General features: G+C 63.7%; 25 protein-coding genes. 23 read left to right on the forward strand and 2 right to left on the reverse strand.

The window, feature by feature from the left end:
• Window positions 1-10: 10 nt before the first annotated feature.
• Together secF and IAE37_RS09300 are read left to right on the forward strand one after the other, a co-directional pair.
• On the forward strand, window positions 11-919 hold the full coding sequence (secF, locus tag IAE37_RS09295; protein ID WP_201172578.1) for a protein translocase subunit SecF: 909 nt from the start codon (window positions 11-13) through the stop codon (window positions 917-919).
• A gap of 119 nt (window positions 920-1038) precedes the next feature.
• Window positions 1039-1581: a glycine zipper 2TM domain-containing protein gene (locus IAE37_RS09300; RefSeq protein WP_201172580.1), complete on the forward strand. Its 543-nt coding sequence runs from the start codon at window positions 1039-1041 to the stop codon at window positions 1579-1581.
• A gap of 157 nt (window positions 1582-1738) precedes the next feature.
• On the opposite strand, the gene suhB is transcribed toward IAE37_RS09300, so the two are convergent.
• Window positions 1739-2557, reverse strand: a complete 819-nt coding sequence (suhB, locus tag IAE37_RS09305) for a type III secretion system regulator SuhB (RefSeq protein ID WP_201172582.1) — start codon at window positions 2555-2557, stop codon at window positions 1739-1741.
• A gap of 151 nt (window positions 2558-2708) precedes the next feature.
• Here suhB and trmJ point away from each other — a divergent pair, with 151 nt between their 5' ends.
• The 21 genes from trmJ (at window position 2709) to IAE37_RS09410 (ending at window position 21379) form a co-directional block, all read left to right on the forward strand.
• On the forward strand, window positions 2709-3479 hold the full coding sequence (gene trmJ / locus IAE37_RS09310) for a tRNA (cytosine(32)/uridine(32)-2'-O)-methyltransferase TrmJ (RefSeq protein WP_201172598.1): 771 nt from the start codon (window positions 2709-2711) through the stop codon (window positions 3477-3479).
• A 4-nt stretch (window positions 3480-3483) separates the two neighbouring features.
• Window positions 3484-4269, forward strand: a complete 786-nt coding sequence (cysE, locus tag IAE37_RS09315; RefSeq protein ID WP_201172602.1) for a serine O-acetyltransferase — start codon at window positions 3484-3486, stop codon at window positions 4267-4269.
• Between the two features lie 179 nt (window positions 4270-4448).
• Window positions 4449-4940 (forward strand): Fe-S cluster assembly transcriptional regulator IscR, encoded by a 492-nt coding sequence (gene iscR / locus IAE37_RS09320; protein ID WP_136916537.1) that lies wholly within the window; start codon window positions 4449-4451, stop codon window positions 4938-4940.
• A gap of 53 nt (window positions 4941-4993) precedes the next feature.
• Window positions 4994-6208, forward strand: coding sequence for an IscS subfamily cysteine desulfurase (locus IAE37_RS09325; RefSeq protein WP_201172607.1), 1215 nt, complete (start codon window positions 4994-4996; stop codon window positions 6206-6208).
• 46 nt (window positions 6209-6254) lie between these two features.
• Window positions 6255-6641, forward strand: a complete 387-nt coding sequence (gene iscU / locus IAE37_RS09330) for a Fe-S cluster assembly scaffold IscU (RefSeq protein ID WP_007929523.1) — start codon at window positions 6255-6257, stop codon at window positions 6639-6641.
• Between the two features lie 32 nt (window positions 6642-6673).
• Complete coding sequence (gene iscA, locus IAE37_RS09335; RefSeq protein ID WP_136916535.1) at window positions 6674-6997, forward strand: iron-sulfur cluster assembly protein IscA; 324 nt, start codon at window positions 6674-6676, stop codon at window positions 6995-6997.
• A gap of 8 nt (window positions 6998-7005) precedes the next feature.
• Entirely contained in the window at window positions 7006-7527 is a 522-nt protein-coding gene (gene hscB / locus IAE37_RS09340; protein WP_201172610.1) for a co-chaperone HscB, read from the forward strand.
• A gap of 42 nt (window positions 7528-7569) precedes the next feature.
• A complete protein-coding gene (gene hscA / locus IAE37_RS09345) occupies window positions 7570-9432 on the forward strand; it encodes a Fe-S protein assembly chaperone HscA (protein WP_201172612.1) in 1863 nt (620 codons plus the stop codon).
• A gap of 3 nt (window positions 9433-9435) precedes the next feature.
• Window positions 9436-9777 (forward strand): ISC system 2Fe-2S type ferredoxin, encoded by a 342-nt coding sequence (gene fdx / locus IAE37_RS09350; RefSeq protein ID WP_201172613.1) that lies wholly within the window; start codon window positions 9436-9438, stop codon window positions 9775-9777.
• A 10-nt stretch (window positions 9778-9787) separates the two neighbouring features.
• Window positions 9788-9988: a Fe-S cluster assembly protein IscX gene (iscX, locus tag IAE37_RS09355; protein ID WP_133326497.1), complete on the forward strand. Its 201-nt coding sequence runs from the start codon at window positions 9788-9790 to the stop codon at window positions 9986-9988.
• Window positions 9989-10077: 89 nt separating this feature from the next.
• Window positions 10078-10509, forward strand: coding sequence for a nucleoside-diphosphate kinase (gene ndk, locus IAE37_RS09360; protein ID WP_013971021.1), 432 nt, complete (start codon window positions 10078-10080; stop codon window positions 10507-10509).
• A gap of 24 nt (window positions 10510-10533) precedes the next feature.
• The gene (gene rlmN, locus IAE37_RS09365) at window positions 10534-11679 is read left to right on the forward strand and encodes a 23S rRNA (adenine(2503)-C(2))-methyltransferase RlmN (RefSeq protein WP_201172614.1); all 1146 of its coding nucleotides are present in this window, start codon (window positions 10534-10536) and stop codon (window positions 11677-11679) included.
• 13 nt (window positions 11680-11692) lie between these two features.
• Entirely contained in the window at window positions 11693-12454 is a 762-nt protein-coding gene (gene pilW / locus IAE37_RS09370; protein ID WP_201172615.1) for a type IV pilus biogenesis/stability protein PilW, read from the forward strand.
• Window positions 12451-13470: a RodZ domain-containing protein gene (locus IAE37_RS09375; RefSeq protein ID WP_201172618.1), complete on the forward strand. Its 1020-nt coding sequence runs from the start codon at window positions 12451-12453 to the stop codon at window positions 13468-13470. Before pilW ends, IAE37_RS09375 begins: the two co-directional genes overlap by 4 nt.
• 3 nt (window positions 13471-13473) lie before the next feature.
• Window positions 13474-14583, forward strand: a complete 1110-nt coding sequence (gene ispG, locus IAE37_RS09380; RefSeq protein ID WP_201172621.1) for a flavodoxin-dependent (E)-4-hydroxy-3-methylbut-2-enyl-diphosphate synthase — start codon at window positions 13474-13476, stop codon at window positions 14581-14583.
• 24 nt (window positions 14584-14607) lie between these two features.
• Window positions 14608-15897: a histidine--tRNA ligase gene (gene hisS / locus IAE37_RS09385; RefSeq protein WP_201172624.1), complete on the forward strand. Its 1290-nt coding sequence runs from the start codon at window positions 14608-14610 to the stop codon at window positions 15895-15897.
• A gap of 39 nt (window positions 15898-15936) precedes the next feature.
• Window positions 15937-16578: a tetratricopeptide repeat protein gene (locus IAE37_RS09390; RefSeq protein WP_201172626.1), complete on the forward strand. Its 642-nt coding sequence runs from the start codon at window positions 15937-15939 to the stop codon at window positions 16576-16578.
• Between the two features lies 1 nt (window position 16579).
• A complete protein-coding gene (bamB, locus tag IAE37_RS09395) occupies window positions 16580-17722 on the forward strand; it encodes an outer membrane protein assembly factor BamB (protein WP_201172628.1) in 1143 nt (380 codons plus the stop codon).
• Between the two features lie 117 nt (window positions 17723-17839).
• Window positions 17840-19303 (forward strand): ribosome biogenesis GTPase Der, encoded by a 1464-nt coding sequence (der, locus tag IAE37_RS09400; RefSeq protein ID WP_201172629.1) that lies wholly within the window; start codon window positions 17840-17842, stop codon window positions 19301-19303.
• Window positions 19304-19451: 148 nt separating this feature from the next.
• Entirely contained in the window at window positions 19452-20600 is a 1149-nt protein-coding gene (locus IAE37_RS09405; protein ID WP_201172630.1) for a pyridoxal phosphate-dependent aminotransferase, read from the forward strand.
• Complete coding sequence (locus IAE37_RS09410; protein WP_201172631.1) at window positions 20588-21379, forward strand: amidohydrolase; 792 nt, start codon at window positions 20588-20590, stop codon at window positions 21377-21379. The genes IAE37_RS09405 and IAE37_RS09410 overlap by 13 nt, the downstream gene beginning before the upstream one ends.
• 108 nt (window positions 21380-21487) lie before the next feature.
• Here IAE37_RS09410 and IAE37_RS09415 read toward each other — a convergent pair whose 3' ends face one another.
• Entirely contained in the window at window positions 21488-24040 is a 2553-nt protein-coding gene (locus tag IAE37_RS09415; protein WP_201172632.1) for a PepSY domain-containing protein, read from the reverse strand.
• Window positions 24041-24077: the final 37 nt, after the last annotated feature.

The following is a 24077-nucleotide window of genomic DNA, read 5'->3' on the forward strand; positions in this document are numbered from 1 at the left end:
GGGAGCTGCGATGAAAACCATCAACTTCATGGGCGTGCGCAATGTCGCGTTCGCCATTACCGTGCTCCTCACCGTGCTGGCGCTGTTCAGCTGGTGGCAGAAAGGCCTGAACTTCGGCCTGGACTTCACCGGCGGTACGCTGATCGAGCTGACCTACGAACGCCCGGCCGACCTCAAGTCGGTGCGTGCCGAACTGGTCGATTCCGGCTTCCACGAGGCCGTGGTGCAGAGCTTCGGCGCCACCACCGACCTGCTGGTGCGCATGCCGGGCGACGACCCGCAACTGGGCAACAAGGTTGCCGCAGCCCTGCAAAAGGTGGGCGGCGACAACCCGGCCACGGTCAAGCGTGTCGAGTTCGTAGGCCCGCAGGTGGGTGAAGAGCTACGTGACCAAGGTGGCATGGGCATGCTCCTGGCCCTGGGCGGCATCCTCATCTACCTGGCATTCCGCTTCCAGTGGAAGTTCGCCGTGGGTGCGATCATCTCGCTGATTCACGACGTGGTGGTCACTCTGGGTATCCTGTCGTTCTTCCAGATCACCTTCGACCTGACGGTGCTGGCGGCGGTGCTGGCGATCATCGGCTATTCGCTCAACGACACCATCGTCGTGTTCGACCGGGTGCGCGAAAACTTCCGGGTGATGCGCAAAGCCTCGCTGATCGAGAACATCAACGTCTCGACCACCCAGACCCTGCTGCGGACCATCGCGACCTCGGTGTCGACCCTGCTGGCGATCGCTGCGCTGCTGTTCTTTGGTGGTGACAACCTGTTCGGTTTCTCCCTGGCACTGTTCATCGGTGTCATGGCGGGTACCTACTCGTCGATCTACATCGCCAACGTGGTGCTCATCTGGCTGAACCTGAACAGCGAAGACCTGATCCCGCCGGCCAAGACCGAGGGTGTGGACGACCGTCCATAAGGGTCTTTCCTACGCCGCTCGGCGACTCAAAAGGCGCAAGTGCTGAACTTGCGCCTTTTTTTATGCTCCAAGGCAGGGAGTAGGCGGGCCGGTTCCCGCGGTCAGGTCAGGAGGTTCATGTGAATAAATCAATGCTGGTGGGTGCGGTTCTGGGTGCTGTCGGTGTAACCGCCGGAGGTGCTGTGGCGACCTACAGCTTGGTGAACAAAGGCCCTGAGTACGCGCAGGTCACCGACGTGCAGCCGATCAAGCAGCAGGTGAAGACGCCGCGCGAGGTCTGCAAGGACGTTACCGTGACGCGTCAGGCGCCGGTCAAGGACCAGCACCAGATCGCAGGCACAGTGGTCGGCGCCCTGGCCGGTGGCCTGCTGGGCAACCAGATCGGTGGCGGTACCGGCAAGAAGATCGCCACCGTGGCCGGCGCGGTTGGTGGCGGTTATGCGGGTAACAAGGTGCAGGAAGGCATGCAGGAGCGTGACACCTATACCACTACGCAAACCCGTTGCAACACGGTCAACGACATCAGCGAGAAGGTGGTTGGCTACAACGTCAAGTACACCCTCGGTGACCAAGTCGGGCAAGTGAAGATGGATCGCGAGCCTGGTTCGACCATTCCGGTGGACAAGAACGGCAAGCTGATCCTGAGCGAAGCGGGGCAGTGATGGACGGTGCCTGGGCTGGCCTCTTCGCGGGTAAACCCGCTCCTACAGGCATTGCGCGGCGCAGGTAGGAGCGGGTTTACCCGCGAAGAGGCGCAGCCAGGCCACAGGCACAAAAAAAGCACCCCGAGGGGTGCTTTTTCATGCCTGCAATCTGCGCTTAGCGCTTCATGTACTCAGGCAGGTGCGGCTGGATAGCGGTCAGTACGGCCTTGAAGCATTTGATGTTGCCGGCAACGATGTGGCCTTTCTCGAGGAAGTCGTGGCCACCGTTGAAGTCGCTTACCAGGCCACCTGCTTCCTGGATCAGCAGTACGCCCGCAGCCATGTCCCACTCGGACAGACCCGACTCCCAGAAGGCGTCGAAGCGGCCGGCGGCCACGTAGGCCAGGTCCAGGCTGGCGGAGCCGGCGCGGCGGATGCCGGCGGTCTGGCCAGTCAGGGCGCGGAACATACCGAGGTAGTTGTCCATGTCGGCCATCTGGTTGTCCCGGAACGGGAAGCCGGTACCCAGCAGGGCGCCTTCCAGGCTGGTACGCGAGCTGACGCGCAGGCGGCGGCCATTGAGCTGGGCACCACGGCCACGGCTGGCGGTGAACTCTTCCTGGCGAACCGGGTCGACGATCACGGCGTGCTCGAGGCGGCCACGGTATTTGCAGGCGATGCTGACGGCGAAGTGCGGGACGCCACGCAGGAAGTTGGTGGTGCCGTCCAGTGGATCGATGATCCACAGGTAGTCCTTGCCTTCTTCGCCGGTGCCGGCGTGCAGGCCGGTTTCCTCGCCCTGGATGGAGTGGTTCGGGTAGGCCTTGCGCAGGGCATTGACGATGCTCTGTTCGGCGGCGCGATCAACCTCGGAGACGTAGTCCTTTGCCTCTTTCTCGTCGACCTTGATGCTATCCAGGCGTTCGATGGAGCGGAAAATCAGTTCACTGGCGCTGCGAGCGGCGCGCAGGGCGATATTCAGCATAGGCTGCATGGGCGGGTCACCTGGGGATGTTAAAGAAGAAAGCCGCACATTCTAGCAGAAAAGTTTGGCGGCAGAAGTGTCACATTTGCTTTCATGGCGTTACGCTGGTCGGTTCTGTAAGATCGTTGGCCCCTTTACCTGCATCTGTGAGCACAACACCTTGCTGCAAAATATTCGTGTTGTTCTGGTCAATACCAGCCACCCCGGCAACATCGGCGGCGCTGCACGTGCCATGAAAAACATGGGCTTGTCGCGCCTGGTGCTGGTGCAGCCGAAAGAGTTCCCAGCGGCCGATGCCACTGCGCGCGCCTCGGGAGCCGACGATATCCTGGCCAATGCCCAGGTGGTCGACAGCCTCGAGGACGCCTTGGTCGGTTGCGCGCTGGTGATGGGCACCAGCGCGCGGGAGCGCAGCATCCCCTGGCCATTGATCGGTCCGCGCGAGTGCGGGGCCAAGGCCGTGGAGCATGCCGGCGCCGGCGAAGAAATCGCTCTGGTATTCGGGCGCGAGCACGCCGGCCTGACCAACGAAGAACTGCAGCGATGTCACTTCCACGTGCACATTCCGTCGAACCCCGACTTCAGCTCGCTGAACCTTGCCGCAGCGGTCCAGGTGCTCTCCTATGAGGTGCGCATGGCCTGGCTGGCGGCCGAGGGCGAGCCGTCGAAAATCGAGAAGTTCGAGGCCAATTCGTTGCGCAGCAACGAGCCGGCGACCATGGACGAAATGGAGCTGTTCTATGAACACCTGGAGAAAACCCTGGTGGGCATCGGCTTTCTTGACCCCGAGAAGCCCAAGCACCTGATGCCGCGCCTGCGTCGGCTGTACGGGCGCAGCGCGGTCAATCGTTCGGAAATGAGCATTTTGCGTGGCATCCTCACCGAGACCCAGAAGGTCGTCCGGGGCGAGCCGCATAAACGGAAGGACTGAACAGATGTTCGAACGTCTGCGTGAAGATATCCAGAGCGTATTCCATCGTGACCCGGCGGCGCGCAACGCCTTCGAGGTACTCACCTGCTACCCGGGCATGCATGCGATCTGGCTGCACCGCCTTGGCCACGCGCTGTGGATGCGCGATTTCAAGTGGCTGGCACGCCTGGTGTCGAACTTCGGCCGCTGGCTGACCGGCATCGAGATCCACCCCGGTGCGACCATCGGTCGGCGCTTCTTCATCGATCACGGCATGGGTATCGTCATCGGTGAAACCGCCGAGATCGGCGACGATGTCACCCTGTACCAGGGGGTGACCCTGGGTGGCACCAGCTGGAACAAAGGCAAGCGCCACCCGACCCTGGAAAACGGCGTGGTGGTCGGTGCCGGCGCCAAGGTGCTTGGCCCGTTCACCGTGGGTGCCGGGGCCAAGATCGGTTCCAACGCGGTGGTCACCAAGGCGGTGCCGGCTGGCGCCACCGCGGTGGGCATTCCTGGGCGCATCATCGTCAAGAGCGAAGACGGCGAGGTCGAGGCCAAACGCAAGGCCATGGCTGAGAAGATCGGCTTCGATGCCTATGGCGTGAGCGGCGACATGCCCGACCCGGTGGCGCGCGCCATCGGCCAGATGCTCGACCACTTGCAGGCGGTGGACGAGCGCCTCGAAGGCATGTGCGGTGCGCTGACCAAGATGGGCAGCGACTATTGCGCCAAAGAGTTGCCGGCCTTGCCGGAGGACGACTTCGCCGAGGAGGCGCAGGCCGCCCAGCGCGACACTCAGTCGCATTGATTGCGCCGCACTGAAGGCCTACTGACATATGGGGCGTGTGCTCACGCCCCATTGCTGCTACAATCGCGCCCGCCTCCCCGATGCAAACCCGACTAAAGCAGTAGGTCTAATAGTTGACTTAAATGCTCGGGAATCGCATACTCGCTCACATCCTGTAACTCCCGTGGTACCCATTAGCCATGCGACTGACTACCAAAGGCCGATACGCCGTGACTGCCATGCTCGACCTGGCACTGCACGCGCAGCATGGGCCTGTGTCTTTGGCCGACATTTCCGAACGCCAGGGCATCTCCCTCTCTTATCTGGAGCAGCTGTTCGCCAAGCTGCGCCGCAGCAGCCTGGTTTCCAGCGTGCGCGGCCCGGGCGGTGGTTACCAGCTGTCGCGGGGCATGGAGACCATCCAGGTTGCCCAGGTCATCGATGCGGTCAACGAATCGGTCGATGCCACCCGTTGCCAGGGGTTGGGAGACTGCCATGCCGGTGACACCTGCCTGACCCACCACCTGTGGTGCGACCTCAGCCAGCAGATCCACGAATTCCTCAGCGGCATCAGCCTGGCCGACCTCGTCATGCGCCGTGAGGTGCAGGAAGTTGCCCAGCGCCAGGACCTGCGTCGTGTCGCAGGCCGCTGCGCCCAGTTGGACAAGATTGAGACGTCCGCCGTCGATTGACCCGGATCCGATGACAGCGACGAGCGACGCCACCGCCTGATAGGAGATACCCAATGAAGTTGCCGATCTACCTCGATTACTCAGCGACCACCCCAGTCGACCCGCGCGTCGCCCAGAAAATGGCCGATTGCCTGCTGGTCGACGGGAACTTCGGTAACCCGGCCTCGCGTTCCCACGTGTTCGGCTGGAAGGCCGAGGAAGCCGTCGAAAACGGTCGCCGCCAGGTTGCCGAGCTGATCAACGCCGACCCGCGCGAAATCGTCTGGACCAGCGGTGCCACCGAGTCCGACAACCTCGCACTGAAAGGCGTGGCGCACTTCTATCAGACCAAGGGCAAACACATCATCACCTCCAAGATCGAGCACAAGGCGGTCCTGGATACCGCTCGCCAGCTCGAGCGTGAAGGTTTCGAAGTCACCTACCTCGAGCCCGGCGAAGACGGCATCGTCACCCCGGCCATGGTCGAGGCTGTGCTGCGCGACGACACCATCCTGGTCTCGCTGATGCACGTCAACAACGAAGTCGGTTCGATCAACGACATCGCCGCCATCGGTGAGCTGACCCGCTCGCGCGGCGTGCTGTTCCACGTCGACGCCGCCCAGTCGGCCGGCAAGGTCGAGATCGACCTGCAGAAGCTCAAGGTCGACCTGATGTCGTTCTCGGCGCACAAGGTCTACGGCCCGAAAGGCATCGGCGCACTGTACGTCAGCCGCAAGCCTCGCGTACGCCTGGAAGCCATCATTCACGGCGGTGGTCATGAGCGTGGCATGCGTTCGGGCACCCTGCCGACCCACCAGATCGTCGGCATGGGCGAAGCCTTCGCCATCGCCAAGCAGGAAATGGTCGCCGAGAACGCGCGTATCAAAGCCCTGAGCGACCGCTTCTTCGAGCAGGTTTCCAACCTCGAAGAGCTGTACGTCAACGGCAGCCGTACCCACCGCGTACCGCACAACCTGAACCTGAGCTTCAACTACGTCGAAGGCGAGTCGCTGCTGATGTCCCTGAAAGACATCGCGGTCTCCTCGGGTTCGGCCTGTACCTCCGCTTCGCTCGAGCCGTCCTACGTTCTGCGCGCCTTGGGCCGCAACGACGAACTGGCGCACAGCTCGATCCGCTTCTCCTTCGGCCGCTTCACCACCGAGGAAGAAGTCGACTACGCCGCGCAGAAAGTCTGCGAGGCCGTTAACAAACTGCGTGAGCTGTCGCCGCTGTGGGATATGTACAAAGACGGCGTTGACATCTCCAAGATCGAGTGGGCCGCCCACTAAGCAGTCGCCGGCAAGAGCGGCTCCCTGATGAGGAAGGAATAACACCATGGCATACAGTGAAAAGGTCATCGACCACTACGAAAACCCACGCAACGTCGGCAAGATGAATGCCGAGGACCCGGATGTCGGTACCGGCATGGTCGGCGCCCCTGCGTGTGGTGACGTGATGCGTCTGCAGATCAAGGTCAACGAGCAAGGCATCATCGAAGACGCCAAGTTCAAGACCTACGGCTGCGGTTCGGCCATCGCTTCCAGTTCCCTCGCCACCGAGTGGATGAAGGGCAAGACCCTGGACGAAGCCGAAACCATCAAGAACACCCAACTGGCGGAAGAACTGGCATTGCCGCCGGTCAAGATCCACTGCTCGGTACTCGCCGAAGATGCCATCAAGGCAGCCGTTCGCGACTACAAGCAGAAGAAAGGCTTGATCTAAGCCGCCTGTTGCAAGGTAATTGAGGAGTTCCGATGGCTATCAGCATGACAGAAGCCGCCGCCAGCCACATTCGCCGTTCCCTTGACGGGCGCGGCAAGGGTGAGGGTATTCGCCTGGGCGTGCGCACCACCGGTTGCTCGGGCCTGGCCTACGTGCTGGAGTTCGTCGACGAGCTGGCCGAGGAAGACACCGTGTTCGAGAACCACGGGGTGAAGGTGATCATCGATCCCAAGAGCCTCGTCTACCTCGATGGCACCGAGCTGGACTTCGTCAAGGAAGGGTTGAACGAAGGCTTCAAGTTCAACAACCCCAACGTGCGCGGTGAGTGTGGCTGCGGCGAAAGCTTCAACGTCTGAGGCTGGCTGTGGGTACTCCTTGTCATTTCGCTCTGTTCGACCTCCAGCCCAGCTTCCGCCTGGACCTCGATAAGCTGGCCACTCGCTACCGCGAGCTGGCCCGCGAGGTACATCCGGACCGCTTTGCCGACGCTTCCGAGCGTGAGCAGCGCGTGGCGCTGGAAAAGTCCGCCGCCCTCAACGACGCCTACCAGACCCTGCGCAGTGCGCCGCGTCGCGCCCGTTACCTGCTGGCCATCGGTGGCCATGAAGTGCCGCAGGAAGTCACGGTTCACGACCCGGACTTCCTGTTGCAGCAGATGCAATGGCGTGAAGAGCTCGAAGAGCTGCAGGACGATGCCGATCTCGACGGTGTGGCCGTGTTCAAGAAGCGCCTGAAGATCGCCCAGAGCACGCTCGACGACGATTTCGCCGCCTGCTGGGATGTGCCTGCCGAGCGTGAACAGGCCGAACGCCTGATGCGCCGCATGCAGTTCCTCGACAAGCTCGCCCAAGAAGTGCGCCAACTCGAAGAGCGCCTCGACGATTAACCCGGTGTCGCCCGTGATGACGCCTAAGGTACTCAGATAAGCATGGCCCTACTGCAGATCGCCGAACCCGGTCAAAGCCCGCAGCCGCACCAGCGTCGCCTGGCGGTGGGTATCGACCTGGGCACCACCAATTCCCTGGTCGCTGCCGTGCGCAGCGGTCGCAGCGAGCCCCTGCCCGATGCGCAGGGCAACGTCATCCTGCCTTCGGCGGTGCGTTACCTGGCCGGCCACAGCGAAGTCGGCCTGGCCGCGCGCGAGGCCGCGTCCAGCGATCCGCTCAACACCGTGTTGTCGGTCAAGCGCCTGATGGGGCGTGGTCTGGCCGACGTCAAGCAATTGGGCGAGCAGCTGCCGTACCGGTTCGTCGGCGGTGAGTCGCACATGCCGTTCATCGACACCGTCCAGGGTCCGAAAAGCCCGGTGGAAGTGTCGGCCGATATCCTCAAGGTGCTGCGCGAGCGTGCCGAGCAGACGCTCGGCGGTGAGCTGGTGGGCGCGGTGATCACCGTGCCGGCCTACTTCGATGATGCCCAGCGCCAAGCCACCAAGGACGCCGCGCGCCTGGCCGGGCTGAGCGTATTGCGCCTGCTCAACGAACCGACCGCCGCTGCCGTGGCCTATGGCCTGGACCAGAACGCCGAAGGCGTGGTGGCGATCTACGACCTGGGCGGTGGTACTTTCGACATCTCCATCCTGCGCCTGACCGCTGGCGTTTTCGAAGTGCTGGCCACCGGTGGCGATACCGCCCTGGGCGGTGACGATTTCGACATGGCCATCGCTGGCTGGATCATCGACCAGGCCGGGTTGTCGTCCGACCTCGACCCGGCTACCCAGCGCCAGCTGCTGGAGGCCGCGTGTGCCGCCAAGGAAGCCCTGACCGACGCCGACGTGGTTAGCGTCAGCCATGGCAACTGGCAGGGCGAACTGAGCCGCGCTGCCTTCGAAGCCATGATCGAGCCGTTGATCGCCCGTAGCCTCAAGTCCTGCCGCCGCGCCGTGCGTGACAGTGGCGTGGAGCTGGAAGAGGTCGGTGCGGTGGTCATGGTCGGTGGTTCGACCCGTGTGCCGCGTGTCCGTGAAGCCGTGGGTGCGTTGTTTGGCCGCACCCCGCTGACCTCGATCGACCCTGACCAGGTGGTGGCCATCGGTGCCGCGATCCAGGCCGATACCCTGGCCGGCAATCGCCGTGAGGGTGGCGAACTGCTGCTGCTCGACGTCATCCCGCTGTCCCTTGGCCTCGAGACCATGGGCGGTCTGATGGAAAAGGTGATCCCGCGCAATACCACCATTCCGGTGGCTCGGGCCCAGGAGTTCACCACCTACAAGGATGGCCAGTCGGCCATGATGATCCATGTGCTGCAGGGCGAGCGCGAGCTGATCAGCGACTGCCGCTCCCTGGCGCGTTTCGAGCTGCGCGGCATTCCGGCCATGGTCGCCGGTGCGGCGAAGATCCGCGTGACCTTCCAGGTCGATGCCGACGGCCTGCTCAGCGTCGCCGCCCGCGAGCTGGGCTCGGGCGTGGAAGCCAGCATCCAGGTCAAGCCGTCCTACGGCCTGACCGATGGCGAGATCGCCCGCATGCTCAAGGACTCCTTCGAGCACGCAGGCGTCGATAAGCAGGCCCGCCAGTTGCGCGAGCACCAGGTCGACGCCGAGCGCTTGCTCGAAGCGGTGCAGGGCGCCCTGGACGCTGACGGCGAGCGCCTGCTCAGCGAAGACGAGCGGATCGCCATCGAGTTCCAGATGCAAGAATTGCGTGATTTGCTGCGCGGCACCGATGGCGCGGCCATCGAGCAACAGACCAAGCGTCTGTCGCAGGTGACCGATGCTTTTGCCGCCCGTCGCCTTGATTCGACGGTCAAAGCCGCACTGGCCGGGCGCAACCTGAATGAGATCGAGGAGTAATCGATGCCGCTGGTAACATTCCTGCCGCATGAGAAGTTCTGCCCCGAGGGGCTGACCGTGGAAGTGCCTGCCGGGACCAACATCCTGGAGCTGGCCCACGACCATCATATCGAGATGGAGAGCGCGTGCGGCGGCGTAAAGGCCTGCACCACCTGCCACTGCATCGTGCGCAAGGGCTTCGACTCGCTGGAAGAGGCCGACGAGCTGGAAGAGGATATGCTGGACAAGGCCTGGGGCCTGGAGGCGCAATCGCGTCTTGGCTGCCAGGTAGTCGTCGCCGACCAGGACCTGGTCATCGAGATTCCAAAGTATTCGCTCAACCACGCCGCCGAAGCGCCGCACTGAGGTTTTGTACATGAGTCTGAAATGGGTTGATGTACTTGAGATCGCCATCCAGCTTGCGGAAAGCAAGCCTGAGGTCGATCCTAAATATGTGAATTTCGTCGATCTGCACCGTTGGGTGCTGGCCCTGCCAGAGTTCAGCGACGATCCGTCACGTGGCGGTGAGAAAGTGCTCGAGGCCATCCAGGCGGCCTGGATCGAAGAAGCCGACTGAACGCATTCTGCAGGTTAGGCAATCCCCTGGAACCCGCGTATAATTCGCGGGTTTAATTTTTCGCAACACTCATATTTCTGGAGTTTTCCATGGCTGTTCAACGTACTTTCTCCATCATCAAGCCTGACGCCGTTGCCAAGAACGTCATCGGCGAGATCACCACTCGCTTCGAGAAAGCCGGCCTGCGCGTCGTCGCTTCGAAAATGAAGCAACTGTCCAAAGCCGAAGCCGAAGGCTTCTACGCTGAGCACAAAGAGCGCGGCTTCTTCGGCGACCTGGTTGCCTTCATGACCTCCGGTCCAGTCATCGTCCAGGTTCTGGAAGGCGAAAACGCCGTCCTGGCCAACCGTGAGCTGATGGGCGCCACCAACCCGAAAGAAGCCGCTGCCGGCACCATCCGCGCCGACTTCGCCGTTTCCATCGACGAGAACGCCGTTCACGGTTCCGACTCGGAAGCCTCGGCTGCCCGCGAAATCGCTTACTTCTTCTCCGCTACCGAGCTGTGCGACCGCATTCGCTAAGCGAAGCAGGTCTTGGGTGATTCCATGAGTGACATGACTGGCAAGATCAACCTGTTGGGCCTGACCCTGCAGGAAATGGAAAAATTCTTCGAGTCGATCGGAGAGAAGCGTTTTCGTGCCGGTCAGGTCATGAAATGGATTCACCACTATGGCGTCGATGATTTCGCCGCCATGACCAATGTCGGCAAGGTCTTGCGCGAAAAGCTCGAGGCCGTTGCCGAGATTCGGGGCCCGGAAGTGGTCAGTGAAGACATTTCCGCCGACGGTACCCGCAAGTGGGTGGTCCGCGTTGCCTCCGGCAGCTGCGTCGAGACCGTCTACATTCCCACCGACGACCGCGGCACCCTCTGCGTTTCGTCGCAAGCCGGCTGCGCCCTGGACTGCAGTTTCTGCTCCACCGGCAAGCAAGGCTTCAACAGCAACCTCACCGCCGCCGAAGTGATCGGCCAGGTGTGGCTTGCGAACAAATCCTTCGGGACCGTTCCGGCCAAGATCGACCGCGCGATTACCAACGTGGTCATGATGGGCATGGGCGAGCCCCTGCTGAATTTCGACAATGTCATCGCCGCCATGAAGATCATGATGGAAGATCTGGGCTATGGCATCTCCAAGCGTCGCGTGACCCTGTCCACCTCGGGCGTGGTGCCGATGATCGACGAGCTGGCCAAGCACATCGACGTGTCGCTGGCCCTGTCGCTGCACGCGCCGAACGACGAACTGCGCAACCAGTTGGTGCCGATCAACAAGAAGTACCCGCTGAAGATGCTGCTGGACTCGTGCATGGGCTACATGTCGACCCTGGGCGGCAAGCGCGTGCTGACCATCGAGTACACCCTGCTCAAGGACGTCAACGACCAGCCCGAGCACGCCGCGCAGATGATCGAGCTGCTGCGCGACGTACCTTGCAAGATCAACCTGATCCCGTTCAACCCGTTCCCGCATTCGGGCTATGAGCGGCCGAGCAACAACGCGATCCGCCGCTTCCAGGACCTGCTGCACCACGGTGGCTTCAACGTGACCACTCGCACCACCCGTGGTGATGACATCGACGCTGCCTGTGGTCAGCTGGTCGGCCAGGTCAACGACCGTACCCGCCGCAGCGAGCGCTACATCGCCGTGCGCCAGCTGTCCGCCGACGCTGAGCTTTCAGACAGCGCCGTGCGCCACTGAGTCCGGGCCTGCCATGAGCCTGCGCGTCGCGCTGTCGATCCTTGCGCTCTCGCTGCTGGCCGGCTGTGTGTCGGGCGGCGCGCATCATCCCCTGGCCAGCAGCCAGGGGCGGGCCGAGGCGGGGCGGGCTTATGTGCAATTGGGCCTGGGTTATTTGCAACAAGGTTTGACCGAGCAGGCCAAGGCGCCACTGGCCAAGGCGCTTGCCCTCAGCCCCCGTGACGCCGATGCCCATGCTGCCCTGGCCCTGGTGTTCGCCGCCGAGGCCGAGCCGGCGCTGGCCGAGTCGCACTTTCGCCAAGCGCTGGCGGCGCGCCCCGATGACACGCGAATTCGCAACAACTACGGCAGTTTCCTATATGCTCAGCAACGTTTCCCCGAAGCTGAGCAGATGTTTCGCCTGGCCAGTGCCGATACCCTGTATCCTGAACGTTCGCGAGTGTACGAGAACCTCGGCCTTACAGCCCTGCGGCTCGGTGCCCACGACCAGGCGCACGCTTACCTGACCAAGGCCTTGCAACTCAACCCACGGCAACCCAGGGCGTTGCTGGAAATGGCTGAGTTGTCCTTCGAAAACAGGCATTATGTGCCGGCCCGGGATTACTACGAACGTTTCAGCCAGTTGAGCGAGCATGGCGCCCGTAGTCTCCTGTTGGGCAGCCGCCTTGCCAGGGCGTTCGACGAGCAGGGCACGCAGGCCGAACTGGGCCAGCAACTACAACGACTTTATCCCGGTACGCCGGAATATCAGCAATACCTGTCGGAGCAACGATGAAAGCCGCGCATCCCGAAGTAGCAGCAGCGACTGGCCAGAACCCCGGCGAGCTGTTGCGCCAGGCCCGCGAGAAACGCGAGTGGTCGCAAGCCGAGGTGGCCCGCAAGCTGAACCTCACCGTAAGTTCGCTGAACCACGTGGAAACCGGAGCCTTCGACAAGCTGCCGGGGCATACCTTCGCCCGTGGCTATATTCGCGCCTATGCCAAGCTGATGGACATGGACCAGGCGCCCCTGGTCGCCGCCTTCGACCAGTACACCGGTACCCACGCCAAGGGCAGCGAGGTGCACTCGCTGGGCCGTATCGAAGAGCCGGTGCGTCTGTCGCACAACATCCTGCGCGGCGTCAGCCTGTTGCTGCTGGTGGCCGTGGTCGGCGGCGGCTTCGTCTGGTGGCAGGACAAGGGCAGCCTGAAAGGCAAGGACCTGGCCAAGATCGCCCTGGAGCACGTCGAGGTCGAGAGCGCTGACGGCACCACCCAGATCCACCCACTGGACGAGCCCGAAGATCAGGCGGTGACTGCCGGGCAGCAGCCTGAGATTGCGCCGTTGCCGCTCGAGTCGGCCAACGCCGAGCCGGCAGGCGAAGCCACCAGCGATGCTGCGCCGGCTGGCGAAACAGCACCGTCTACGCCAACCGCCGTCGCCCCGGCGCCTGCTCCCGTCGAGCAGGCCGCGCCAGCCGCGACCCCGGCTCCGGCCGCGCCAGTCGCGCCCGCTGCCCCTGCCGCCAGCGTACCGGCAACCGCCGCCGAGCCAGCTGCAGTGCCTGCCGGTAGCGCCAAGGTCGCCATTCAATTCACCGCCGATTGCTGGACTCAGGTCTCCGACGGCAACGGCAAGGTGCTGTTCAGCGGCATCAAGCGCAAGGGCGACAACCTCGACCTGAACGGCAAGCCGCCGTTCGCGGTGCGCCTGGGCTTTGCCCGCGGCGCCCAGGTCAGCTTCAACGGCCAGGCCGTCGATGTTGCCCCGTTCACCAGTGGCGAGACCGCTCGCCTGAAGTTGGGACAGTAAGTCATGCACGGCGAATCTCCGATCAAACGTCGCGAATCCCGCAAAATCTGGGTCGGCAATGTACCGGTGGGTGGCGATGCCCCCATCGCGGTGCAGAGCATGACCAACACCGACACCAACGACGTGGCGGCCACCGTGGCGCAGATCCAGCGCCTGGTCGACGCCGGTGTCGACATCGTGCGCGTCTCGGTGCCGGACATGGACGCCGCCGAAGCCTTTGGCCGCATCAAGCAGCAGGTCAGCGTGCCGCTGGTCGCCGATATCCACTTCGACTACAAGATCGCCCTGCGCGTGGCCGAGCTTGGCGTCGATTGCCTGCGCATCAACCCAGGCAACATCGGCCGTGAAGACCGCGTGCGTGCGGTAGTCGATGCCGCTCGCGATCGTGGTATCCCGATCCGCATCGGGGTCAATGCAGGTTCCCTGGAAAAGGACCTGCAGAAGAAGTACGGCGAACCGACCCCGGCTGCACTGGTCGAGTCGGCCCTGCGCCATGTCGAGCATCTCGACCGCCTGGACTTCCAGGACTTCAAGGTCAGCGTCAAGGCCTCCGACGTGTTCATGGCCGTGGAAGCCTATCGCCTGCTGGCCAAGCAGATCGTCCAGCCCCTGCACCTGGGTATCACCGAAGCCGGTGGCCTGCGTTCGGGAACGGTGAAATCCGCGGTCGGCCTGGGTATGCTGCTGGCCGAGGGGATTGGCGATACCATCCGCATCTCCCTGGCCGCCGATCCGGTCGAGGAAGTGAAGGTCGGCTACGACATCCTCAAGTCGCTGCACCTGCGTTCGCGTGGCATCAACTTCATCGCCTGCCCGAGCTGCTCGCGGCAGAACTTCGATGTGGTCAAGACCATGAACGAGCTGGAAGGGCGCCTGGAAGACCTGCTGGTACCGCTGGACGTGGCGGTGATCGGCTGCGTGGTCAACGGCCCGGGTGAAGCCAAGGAGTCCCACGTGGGGCTGACCGGCGGTACGCCGAACCTGGTCTATATCGACGGCAAACCATCGCAGAAGCTGACCAATGACAACCTGGTCGATGAGTTGGAAAAGCTCATCCGCCAGAAAGCGGCCGAGAAGGCCGAAGCCGACGCGGCGTTGATCGTCCGTGGCTGACACACAGATTCGTAAGGACATTTCGTGAGCAAATCGCTGCAAGCCATCCGTGGCATGAACGACATCCTGCCCGAGCAGTCACCCCTGTGGCGCTATTTCGAAGGCACCGTGGCCGGCCTGCTGGACACCTACGGGTACAGCCAGATCCGTACCCCGATCGTCGAGTTCACCGAGCTGTTCAAGCGTTCGATCGGTGAAGTCACCGATATCGTCGAAAAAGAGATGTACACCTTCGAGGACCGCAACGGCGATTCGCTGACCCTGCGGCCCGAGGGCACCGCCGCGTGCGTGCGCGCCGTGCTCGAGCATGGCATCACCGGCAACGGCCAGGTGCAGAAACTCTGGTACATCGGCCAGATGTTCCGCCACGAGCGGCCGCAGAAAGGCCGTTACCGGCAGTTCCACCAGATCGGCGTGGAAGTGTTCAACCTCGACGGTCCGGACATCGACGCCGAACTGATCATGCTCACCTGGCGCCTGTGGGGCCTGCTGGGCATCCAGGACGCGGTCAAGCTCGAACTCAACAGCCTGGGTACCAGCGAAGCCCGCGCCCGCTACCGTGACGCGCTGGTCGAGTTCCTCTCGGCGCGCCTCGAGCAGCTCGACGAAGACAGCCAGCGCCGGCTCAAGAGCAACCCGCTGCGCATCCTCGACAGCAAGGACCAGGGCACCCAGGCCGTACTGGTCGGCGCGCCGAAGCTGGAAGACTACCTGGACGAAGATTCGCGCGTGCACTTCGCCGGCCTCAAGGCCCGCCTGGATGCCGCCGGCATTCCGTTCGTGATCAACACCAAGCTGGTCCGCGGCCTGGACTACTACAGCAAGACCGTGTTCGAGTGGGTGACCGACAAGCTCGGTGCTCAGGGTACTGTCTGCGCCGGTGGCCGCTATGACGGCCTGGTCGAGCAGATGGGCGGCAAGCCGACTCCGGGCGTGGGTTTCGCCATGGGTATCGAGCGCCTGATCCTGCTGCTGGAGACCCTGGGCAAGGTGCCCGAGTCGATCAACCGCCAGATCGACGTCTACCTGTGCGCTTTCGGCGAACAGGCCGAAATTGCCGGCCTGCGCCTGTCCGAAAGCCTGCGTGACCGTCTGCCGGGCCTGCGCCTGGCGGTGAATGCCGGCGGTGGCAGCTTCAAGAGCCAGTTCAAGAAGGCCGACAAGAGCGGGGCGCTGTTCGCCCTGATCCTCGGCGACGACGAACTGGCCAAGCAAGAGATCGGCCTGAAGCCCCTGCGTGGCCAGGGCGAACAACAGAACATTGCCTGGGATGCTCTGGCTGAGCACCTGGAAACCGCGATCGCCCAGGCGTAACGCGGTCCGACAAGCGAATAGGCGAAAAGGAGTATTGGGGTGTCGAGTACCGATGATGATGACCTGGCAGGGGTCAAGGACTGGTGGAACCGCAACGGCAAGCCGCTGCTGACCGGCGCGCTGCTGGCCGGTGTGGTGGTGCTGGGCTGGAACACCTGGCACAAGTACCAGAGCAACCAGTCGCAAGGTGCCTCGCAGTTGTACCAGGCCCTGCTGGAAACCAGCCTCACGCCAAGCGGTCAGCCTGACGCGACCAAGGTCGCGGAACTGGCCGGCAAGCTCAAGAGCGAGTTCGGCGGTACCGCCTATGCCCAGTACGGCAGCCTGTTCGTCGCCAAGGTCGCGGTCGAGAGCGGCAAGCTCGACGACGCCGTCGCCGAGCTTAAGGGTGTGCTGGACAAACCCGCCGATGTGACCCTGGGCGAGATCTCGCGTCAGCGCCTGGCGCGTGTGCTGGCTGCACAGGACAAGGCCGCCGATGCCCTCAAACTGCTCGATGGCGACACCGACAAGGCCTTCCTGGCCAGCCGCGAGGAATTGAAGGGCGACCTGCTGGTACAGCTGGGTCGCGCCGACGATGCCCACGCTGCATATGAAAAAGCCAAGGCTGCGCTGTCGGATGACGCCGCGGTCGGTGGCTTGCAACTGAAGCTGGACGACCTGGCCAAAGGGGACGCGTGACGTGATCGGTTGGAAACAAGCAGCAGTGCTGACCCTGGCCGTATTGGCCGCAGGTTGCAGCAGCAACAGCAAGAAGGAACTGCCCCCGGCCGAGCTGACCAAGTTCACCGAGGAAGTGGTGCTGAAGAAACAGTGGAGCCGTTCGATCGGTGACGGCCAGGGTGAGACTTACAACACCCTGGTTCCGGCCATCGAGAACGACCGCATCTACGCCTCCGATGTCAACGGCGAGGTCTACGCCCTCGACCGCATCACCGGCAAGGTGGTCTGGAACAAGGACCTCGACCTGCCGGTTTCCGGTGCTGTCGGCGTCGGCTACGGCCTGGTCATGCTGGGTACCCTCAAAGGCGAGGTCATCGCCCTCGACTCCAGCACTGGCGAGGAACGCTGGCGCTCGCGCGTGACCAGCGAAGTGCTGGCCCCGCCTGCGACCAACGGTGATGTCGTCGTCGTGCAGACCCAGGACGACCGCCTGATCGGCCTCGACGCCGCCACCGGCGACCGCCGCTGGACCTACGATAACACTCCGGCCGTGCTGACCCTGCGTGGCACCGGTGCGCCGATCGCCACCAACCGCCTGGCCGTTGCCGGCCTGTCCACCGGCAAGGTGGTGGCAGTCGACATCAACAACGGCGTGCCGGTGTGGGAAAGCCGCGTGGCCATCCCGCAGGGCCGTTCCGAGCTGGATCGCGTGGTCGACATCGACGGTGGCCTGCTGCTGTCCGGTGGTACCCTGTATGTCAGCACCTACCAGGGCCGTATGGCTGGCCTCGACCTGGAGAGCGGCCGCGTGCTGTGGCAGCGTGATGCCTCCAGCTACGTCGGTGTCGCCCAGGGCTTCGGCAACGTCTATGTCAGCGAGGCCTCCGGCACCGTCGAAGGCGTTGACGAGCGCTCGACCAGCGCCTTGTGGAGCAACGACTCGATGGCCCGCCGCCAGCTGACCGCCCCCGAGGTGTTCTCCAGCTACGTGGCGGTGGGTGACTTCGAGGGTTACCTGCACTTGCTCAGCCAGGTCGATGGCCGCTTCGTCGGCCGTGAGCGTATCGACAGCGATGGCCTGCGCGCTCGGCCCCTGGTGGTCGGCGACACCATCTATGTCTTCGGCAACAGCGGCAAGCTCGAGGCACTGACCATCCGCTGAAGCTATGCTTGAAGCCTTGGCGGGCTTCAAGCCGCGGCGTAGGACACGCCGCCCGAACTCCGGCCGCTGCCTTGCAGCGGCCTTTGCATTTTCAAGAATTCAAGAGTGGAGAGCCGCATGGTTCCCGTAATCGCCCTGGTGGGCCGGCCGAACGTCGGCAAATCCACCATGTTCAACCGCCTGACCAAGACCCGCGATGCCATCGTCGGCGACTTGTCGGGACTGACCCGCGACCGCCAGTACGGCGACGCTTCCTGGCAGGGTCGTTCGTTCATCCTGATCGACACTGGTGGCATCACCGGTGATGAAGTGGGCATGGACGAGAAGATGGCCGAGCAGTCGCTCATGGCCATCGAGGAAGCCGACTACGTCCTGTTCCTGGTCGATGCCCGCGCCGGCATGACCGCTGCCGACCAGATGATTGCCGAGCATCTGCGCAAGCGCAACAAGTCGGCGATCCTGGTGGCCAACAAGATCGACAACATCGACGCCGACGTCGCGCGCGCCGAGTTCTCGCCACTGGGCATGGGCAACGCCATTCCTGTGGCCGGCTCCCAGGGCCGTGGTATCAATGCCCTGATGGAGTCGGTACTCGGCCACATTCCACGCGACGCCGAAGAAGAAGCCCTCGACCAGGAAGTCGCCGAAGGCGAGGAAGCGGTACGCATTCCTGGCCCGAGTGAAAAGGATGGCATCAAGATCGCCATCATCGGCCGTCCGAACGTGGGCAAGTCGACCCTGGTCAACCGCATGCTCGGCGAAGAGCGCGTGGTGGTGTATGACCAGCCGGGCACCACCCGCGACAGTATCTACATCCCGTTCGAGCGTGATGGCGAGAAGTACACCTTCATCGACACTGCGGGTGTGCGCAAGCGCGGCAAGATCCACGAGGAAGTCGAGAAGTTCTCGGTGGTGAAGACGCTGCAGGCGATCAAGGACGCCAACGTGGTGATCTTCGTCATGGATGCCCGCGAAGGCGTGGTCGACCATGACCTCAACCTGCTGGGCTTCGCTCTGGAAGCCGGCCGCGCCATCGTCATCGCCCTGAACAAGTGGGATGGCATGGAGCCTGGCGAGCGTGACTACGTCAAGACCGAGCTCGAGCGCCGGCTGTTCTTCGTCGACTTCGCCGATATCCACTTCATTTCGGCGCTGCATGGTACCGGCGTGGGTCACCTGTACAAGTCGGTGCAGGCTGCGTTCAAGTCGGCAGTTACCCGTTGGCCGACCAGCCGCCTGACGCAGATCCTCGAGGATGCGGTCAGCGAGCACCAGCCGCCGTTGGTCAACGGCCGCCGTATCAAGCTGCGCTATGCCCACCTGGGTGGTGCCAACCCGCCGCTGATCGTGATCCACGGCAACCAGACCGAGAAGATTCCCAAGTCGTACTCGCGCTACCTGGAAAACACCTACCGCCGCGTGCTGAAACTGGTCGGTACGCCGATCCGCATCGAGTACAAGGGCGGGGAAAATCCGTACGAGGGCAAGAAGAACACCCTTACCGATCGTCAGGTCAACAAGAAGCGCCGCTTGATGTCGCACCACAAGAAGGCTGAGAAGAAGCGCCGCGACAAGCGCTGATGCCCGCCGACCTCTTCGCGGTTTTTCCCGCGAAGAGGTCTTCTGACTCCAGGCAATCCCCCTATTGTTTCAACCTTTTTCCTGACTGCTCGATCCGCTATGCTCGGACTCCACCCCGTGCCGGATACACCCCAGGAAAGAGGGCTCCATGATCTGCAGCAAACTGCCGAACGTCGGCACGACCATCTTCACCACCATGTCCCAGCTCGCTGCGCAAACCGGCGCGCTCAACCTCTCCCAGGGTTTTCCCGACTTCAACGGTCCCCAGGCACTGCTCGATGCAGTGGGCCGGCATGTGGCTGCCGGGCATAACCAGTATTCCCCGATGACCGGCCTGCCGGCTCTGCGCGAACAGGTGGCGGCCAAGGTCGAGCGCCTGTATGGCGCCAAGGTCGATGCCGACCAGGAAGTGACCATCACCCCCGGCGCCACCGAGGCGATCTTCTGTGCGATACAGGCGGTGGTCCAGGCCGGCGACGAAGTGATCGTCTTCGACCCCTGTTACGACAGCTACGAGCCCTCGGTGACCCTGGCTGGCGGGCGTTGCGTGCATGTACAACTGGGCGACGGCGACTTTCGCATCGACTGGCAGGCCTTCAGTGATGCGCTGAGCCCGCGCACGCGCATGGTCATCCTCAATTCGCCGCACAACCCCAGTGGCGCGCTGATCACCCGCGAAGACCTGGACCAGCTCGCCCGGCTGATCGCCAACCGCGACATCTACCTGGTCAGCGACGAGGTCTACGAACATCTGGTGTACGACGGTGTGCAGCACGCCAGCGTGCTGGCCCACGCCGAACTGTACGCCCGCGCCTTCGTGGTCAGCTCGTTCGGCAAGACCTATCACGTGACCGGCTGGAAGACCGGCTATGTGGTCGCCCCGGCAGCGCTCAGCGCCGAGTTGCGCAAGGTGCACCAGTACGTCAACTTCTGTGGCGTCACGCCGCTGCAGTGTGCGCTGGCCGACTTCATGGCCGAGCATCCGCAGCACATCGACGAGCTGCCGGGCTTCTACCAGGCCAAGCGTGACCTGTTCTGCGACCTGCTCGAAGGCTCGCGGCTGCGCTTCACCCGCACGGCGGGTACATACTTCCAACTGGTGGACTATTCGCAGCTCCGCCCCGACCTCAATGATGTCGACATGGCCCTGTGGCTGACCCGCGAGCACGGCGTGGCGACCATTCCGGTGTCGGTGTTCTACCAGCAACCCATCCCCGAGCAACGCCTGGTGCGCCTGTGCTTTGCCAAACGAGAGGAGACGCTGCGTCAGGCGGCGGAAAAACTATGCGCGATCTGAGTCAACTGCCCAACCTGAAAATCGCCCTGGTGCAGACCACCCTGGCTTGGCACGACCGCGAGGCCAACCATGCGCATTTCGAGGTGTTGCTGGAGCAGGTCGGTGACGCCGACCTGGTGATCCTGCCAGAGATGTTCACCACCGGCTTCTCGATGGAGTCCGAGCGCCTGGCAGAGCCCGAGAATGGCCCGACCTACAAATGGCTCAAGGCCCAGGCGAAGAAAATCGACGCGGTGATCACCGGTAGCATCATCGTCCAGGATGCCGACGGCAGCCACCGCAACCGCCTGCTGTGGGCGCGACCGGATGGCGAGATCCTGCATTACGACAAGCGCCACCTGTTCCGCATGGCCGGCGAGCACAAGCACTACACCCCCGGTGAGCGCCAGGTGCAGTTCGAGGTCAAGGGCTGGCGCGTGCGCCCGCTGATCTGCTACGACCTACGTTTCCCGGTGTGGAGCCGCGACGCTCAGGACACCGACCTATTGCTGTACACCGCCAACTGGCCGGCAGCGCGCCGCCAGCACTGGAACCGGTTGCTGCCGGCGCGGGGCATAGAGAACCTGTGTTATGTGGCGGCGGTGAACCGGGTGGGGACGGACGGCAAGGGCTTCGCCTATTCAGGGGATAGCCAGGTGCTGGACTTCCAGGGCGAGAGCCTGCTGAGCGCGGGCGAGGCGGATGGGGTGTTCACGGCGGTGCTGAGCGCGGCGGAGCTGGCGAGCTACCGGACGCGCTTCCCGGCGAATCTGGATGCCGATACCTTCGAGTTGCATTGAGCAGGCCCGGCCTCTTCGCGGGTAAACCCGCTCCTACAGGTACCGTGTGATCCCTGTAGGAGCGGGTTTACCCGCGAAGAGGCCGGCCCTGACTACCTCGATTTCAGATCAATACACATCCCGCCGATACCGCCCATCCTCGATCAGCTGTTGCACCGCTTCCTCGCCCAGCAGCCCATGCAGCGCCGCATCCACGCCCGCAGCCATGCCCTGCAGGCTGCCACAGACATACACGCAAGCCCCATCGGCCACCCAGCGCTTGAACTCATCGCCGTGCTGCAACAGCACATCCTGCACATACACCTTCTCGGCCTGATCCCGGGAAAATGCCAGGTCCAGCCGTGCCAGGTCGCCACTATCGAGCCAGCCCTGCAACTCGGCGCCACACAGCAGGTCATGCGCCCGGTTGCGTTCGCCGAACAGCAGCCAGTTACGCTGCTCGCCATTGCCGATACGTGCCTTGATCAGGCTGCGCAGGCCGGCCAGGCCAGTGCCGTTGCCGATCAGGATCATCGGTGCAGAGGTTTCCGGCAGGTGGAACCCGCTGTTGCGACGCAGGCGCAGGCTCAAGGTGCCACCCAGCGGCAGGTACTCGGTCAGCCAGCCCGAGCCGAGGCCCAGGTGCCCATCAGCGTGGCGCTCCTGGCGCACGATCAGCTCCAGCACGCCATCGCTGGCGATCGAGGCGATCGAATACTCGCGGCTGCCGATCGGCACCAGCGCATCGACCAGCGCCTGCGCATGCAGGCCGACCAAATGGTCGCGGCGTATCGGCAACTGGCGGCCGGACAGCGCCTGGCCAAGGGTTTCCGCGAGGCCATCGACCTGTACCTTGGTATCGGCATCCAGCGCCAGGCCTGCGAGGAAGGCGCTGATGCGGGGCTGGCCATTGAGCGGCAGGATCTCCACCAGGTCGCCGGCCTGCCACTGCGCGGGTTGTTCCGGGCGCAGGCCGAGGAGATAGACCGGTTGCCCCTGGCTACCGGGGTTGAGGCGTTCGCGGCTTACCAGGCTCCAGTTGCCGAAGCTCGGCGGTTGCCAGGCCGCCACCGGCTGGGCGCCGGTCAGTTGTGCCAGCTCCTGTTGCCACTGTTGCAGGGCGGCCTGGTCGGCGTTGTCCACCTCGACCGGGCTGAACGCACTGCTGGCACCGCGTTCGCCGAGCCAGGCCTGCAGGCGTCGGGCGAAACCGCAGAAGTGCGGATACTGGCGGTCGCCCAGGGCGAGCAGGGCGTAGCTGAGGTTGTCCAGGGCCCAAGGTTGGCCCAGTACCTTGCGTTCGAAGCCACGGGCGCTGTCGGGTGCTTCGCCGTCGCCGAAGGTACTGACCACGAACAAGGCGCGGCGGGCGTGGCGCAGGTCGTCTTCGCCGAGGTCGGCCAGAGCGCGTACCTGTACCGGCAGGCCAGCGGCCTGCAATTGCCCGGCGCTCTGCCAGGCCAGTTGTTCGGCGAAGCCGCTCTGGCTGGCGAAACCGATCAGCCAGCTGTCGTCGCTGGCCGCCGTGGCACCCACGCTGCCGCGGGCTGCGCGCACCTGGCGCTTCTTGCGGCGGCGGTCGAGGTAGAGCAGCCAGCCGGTGACGAAGAACAGTGGCATGGTCAGGCTGGCAATGGTGACGATGATCCGCCCCGGCAGGCCGAAGTACTCACCCACGTGCAGGGCGTAGACGCTTTGCAGCAGCTGTGCCTTGAAGGATTTGTCGGTGTAGCGGTCGTGGCTTTTCACCTGGCCGCTGGCCGGGTCGATCACCAGGGTGTTGAAGGCGCGCGGGTGAGCGGCGTCCTCGAGCAGGTAGAACAGATTGGCCGGCTGGCCGCCGGCCGGTGGCAGGCGCAGGTTGTACATGGCCAGGCCGGGACCTGCGGCATCCTTGAGATTGGCCCAGATGGCGTCGTAGTCGACCACCAGCGGCGGTGCGTTCTTGTCGACCTTGGGCGGGCCATGTCGGCCACGGCCTTCACCGCGCTTCTGCTGCCCGGCAGCGGGTGCGTCGGCCAGCAGCTTGTTCAGGCCCGAACGGTACCACTCATAGGACCAGAACAGCCCGGTGAGGGCGAACAGCAGATAGAACAGCAGGCACCAGGTACCCGCCACGGCGTGCAGGTCCCAGTTGAAGGCCCGGCCTTTCTTGGCCCAGTCGAAGGTCAGCCAGGTGCGCCAGTTCAGCGCCTTGCGCGGCCAGCGCAGGTACAGGCCGGAGAGGCAGAAGAACACCAGCATCAGGGTACAGGCACCGGTGATCTGCCGGCCGGTATCGCCCATGGCGAGGAAGCGGTGCAGGGTCAGCATCAGGTTGAAGAAGCCTTGCCCAGTTGCCTCGCCCTTGAGCTCGCCGGTGTACGGGTCGGCATAGCGCAGCTCGCCACGGCGTTCGCCCGGCGGTGGGGTGAAGAAGATCCGTGCGGCATTGCCTTCGCGCACATCGACCCACAACATCGAGACCTTGTCGCCTTGCTCGGCTTCGACCCGACGCACCAGCTCAGCGGGCGGCAGCACGCCCTCGGGGCGTACCTCGACCTTGAGCACATCGGCGTTGAACGCGCGCAGCAGTTCTTCCTGGAACGAGTAGAGCGCCCCGGTGATGCCCATCAAGGCCAGCACCAGGCCAGCGGTGATGCCAAAGAACCAGTGCAGTTGGAACAGCGTCTTCTTCACCACATCTCTCACCTTGTATTGCCGCCGCGTTCTGCGCGGC

The sequence above is a fragment of the Pseudomonas sp. S31 genome, assembly GCF_016648105.1.
Lineage (GTDB): Bacteria > Pseudomonadota > Gammaproteobacteria > Pseudomonadales > Pseudomonadaceae > Aquipseudomonas.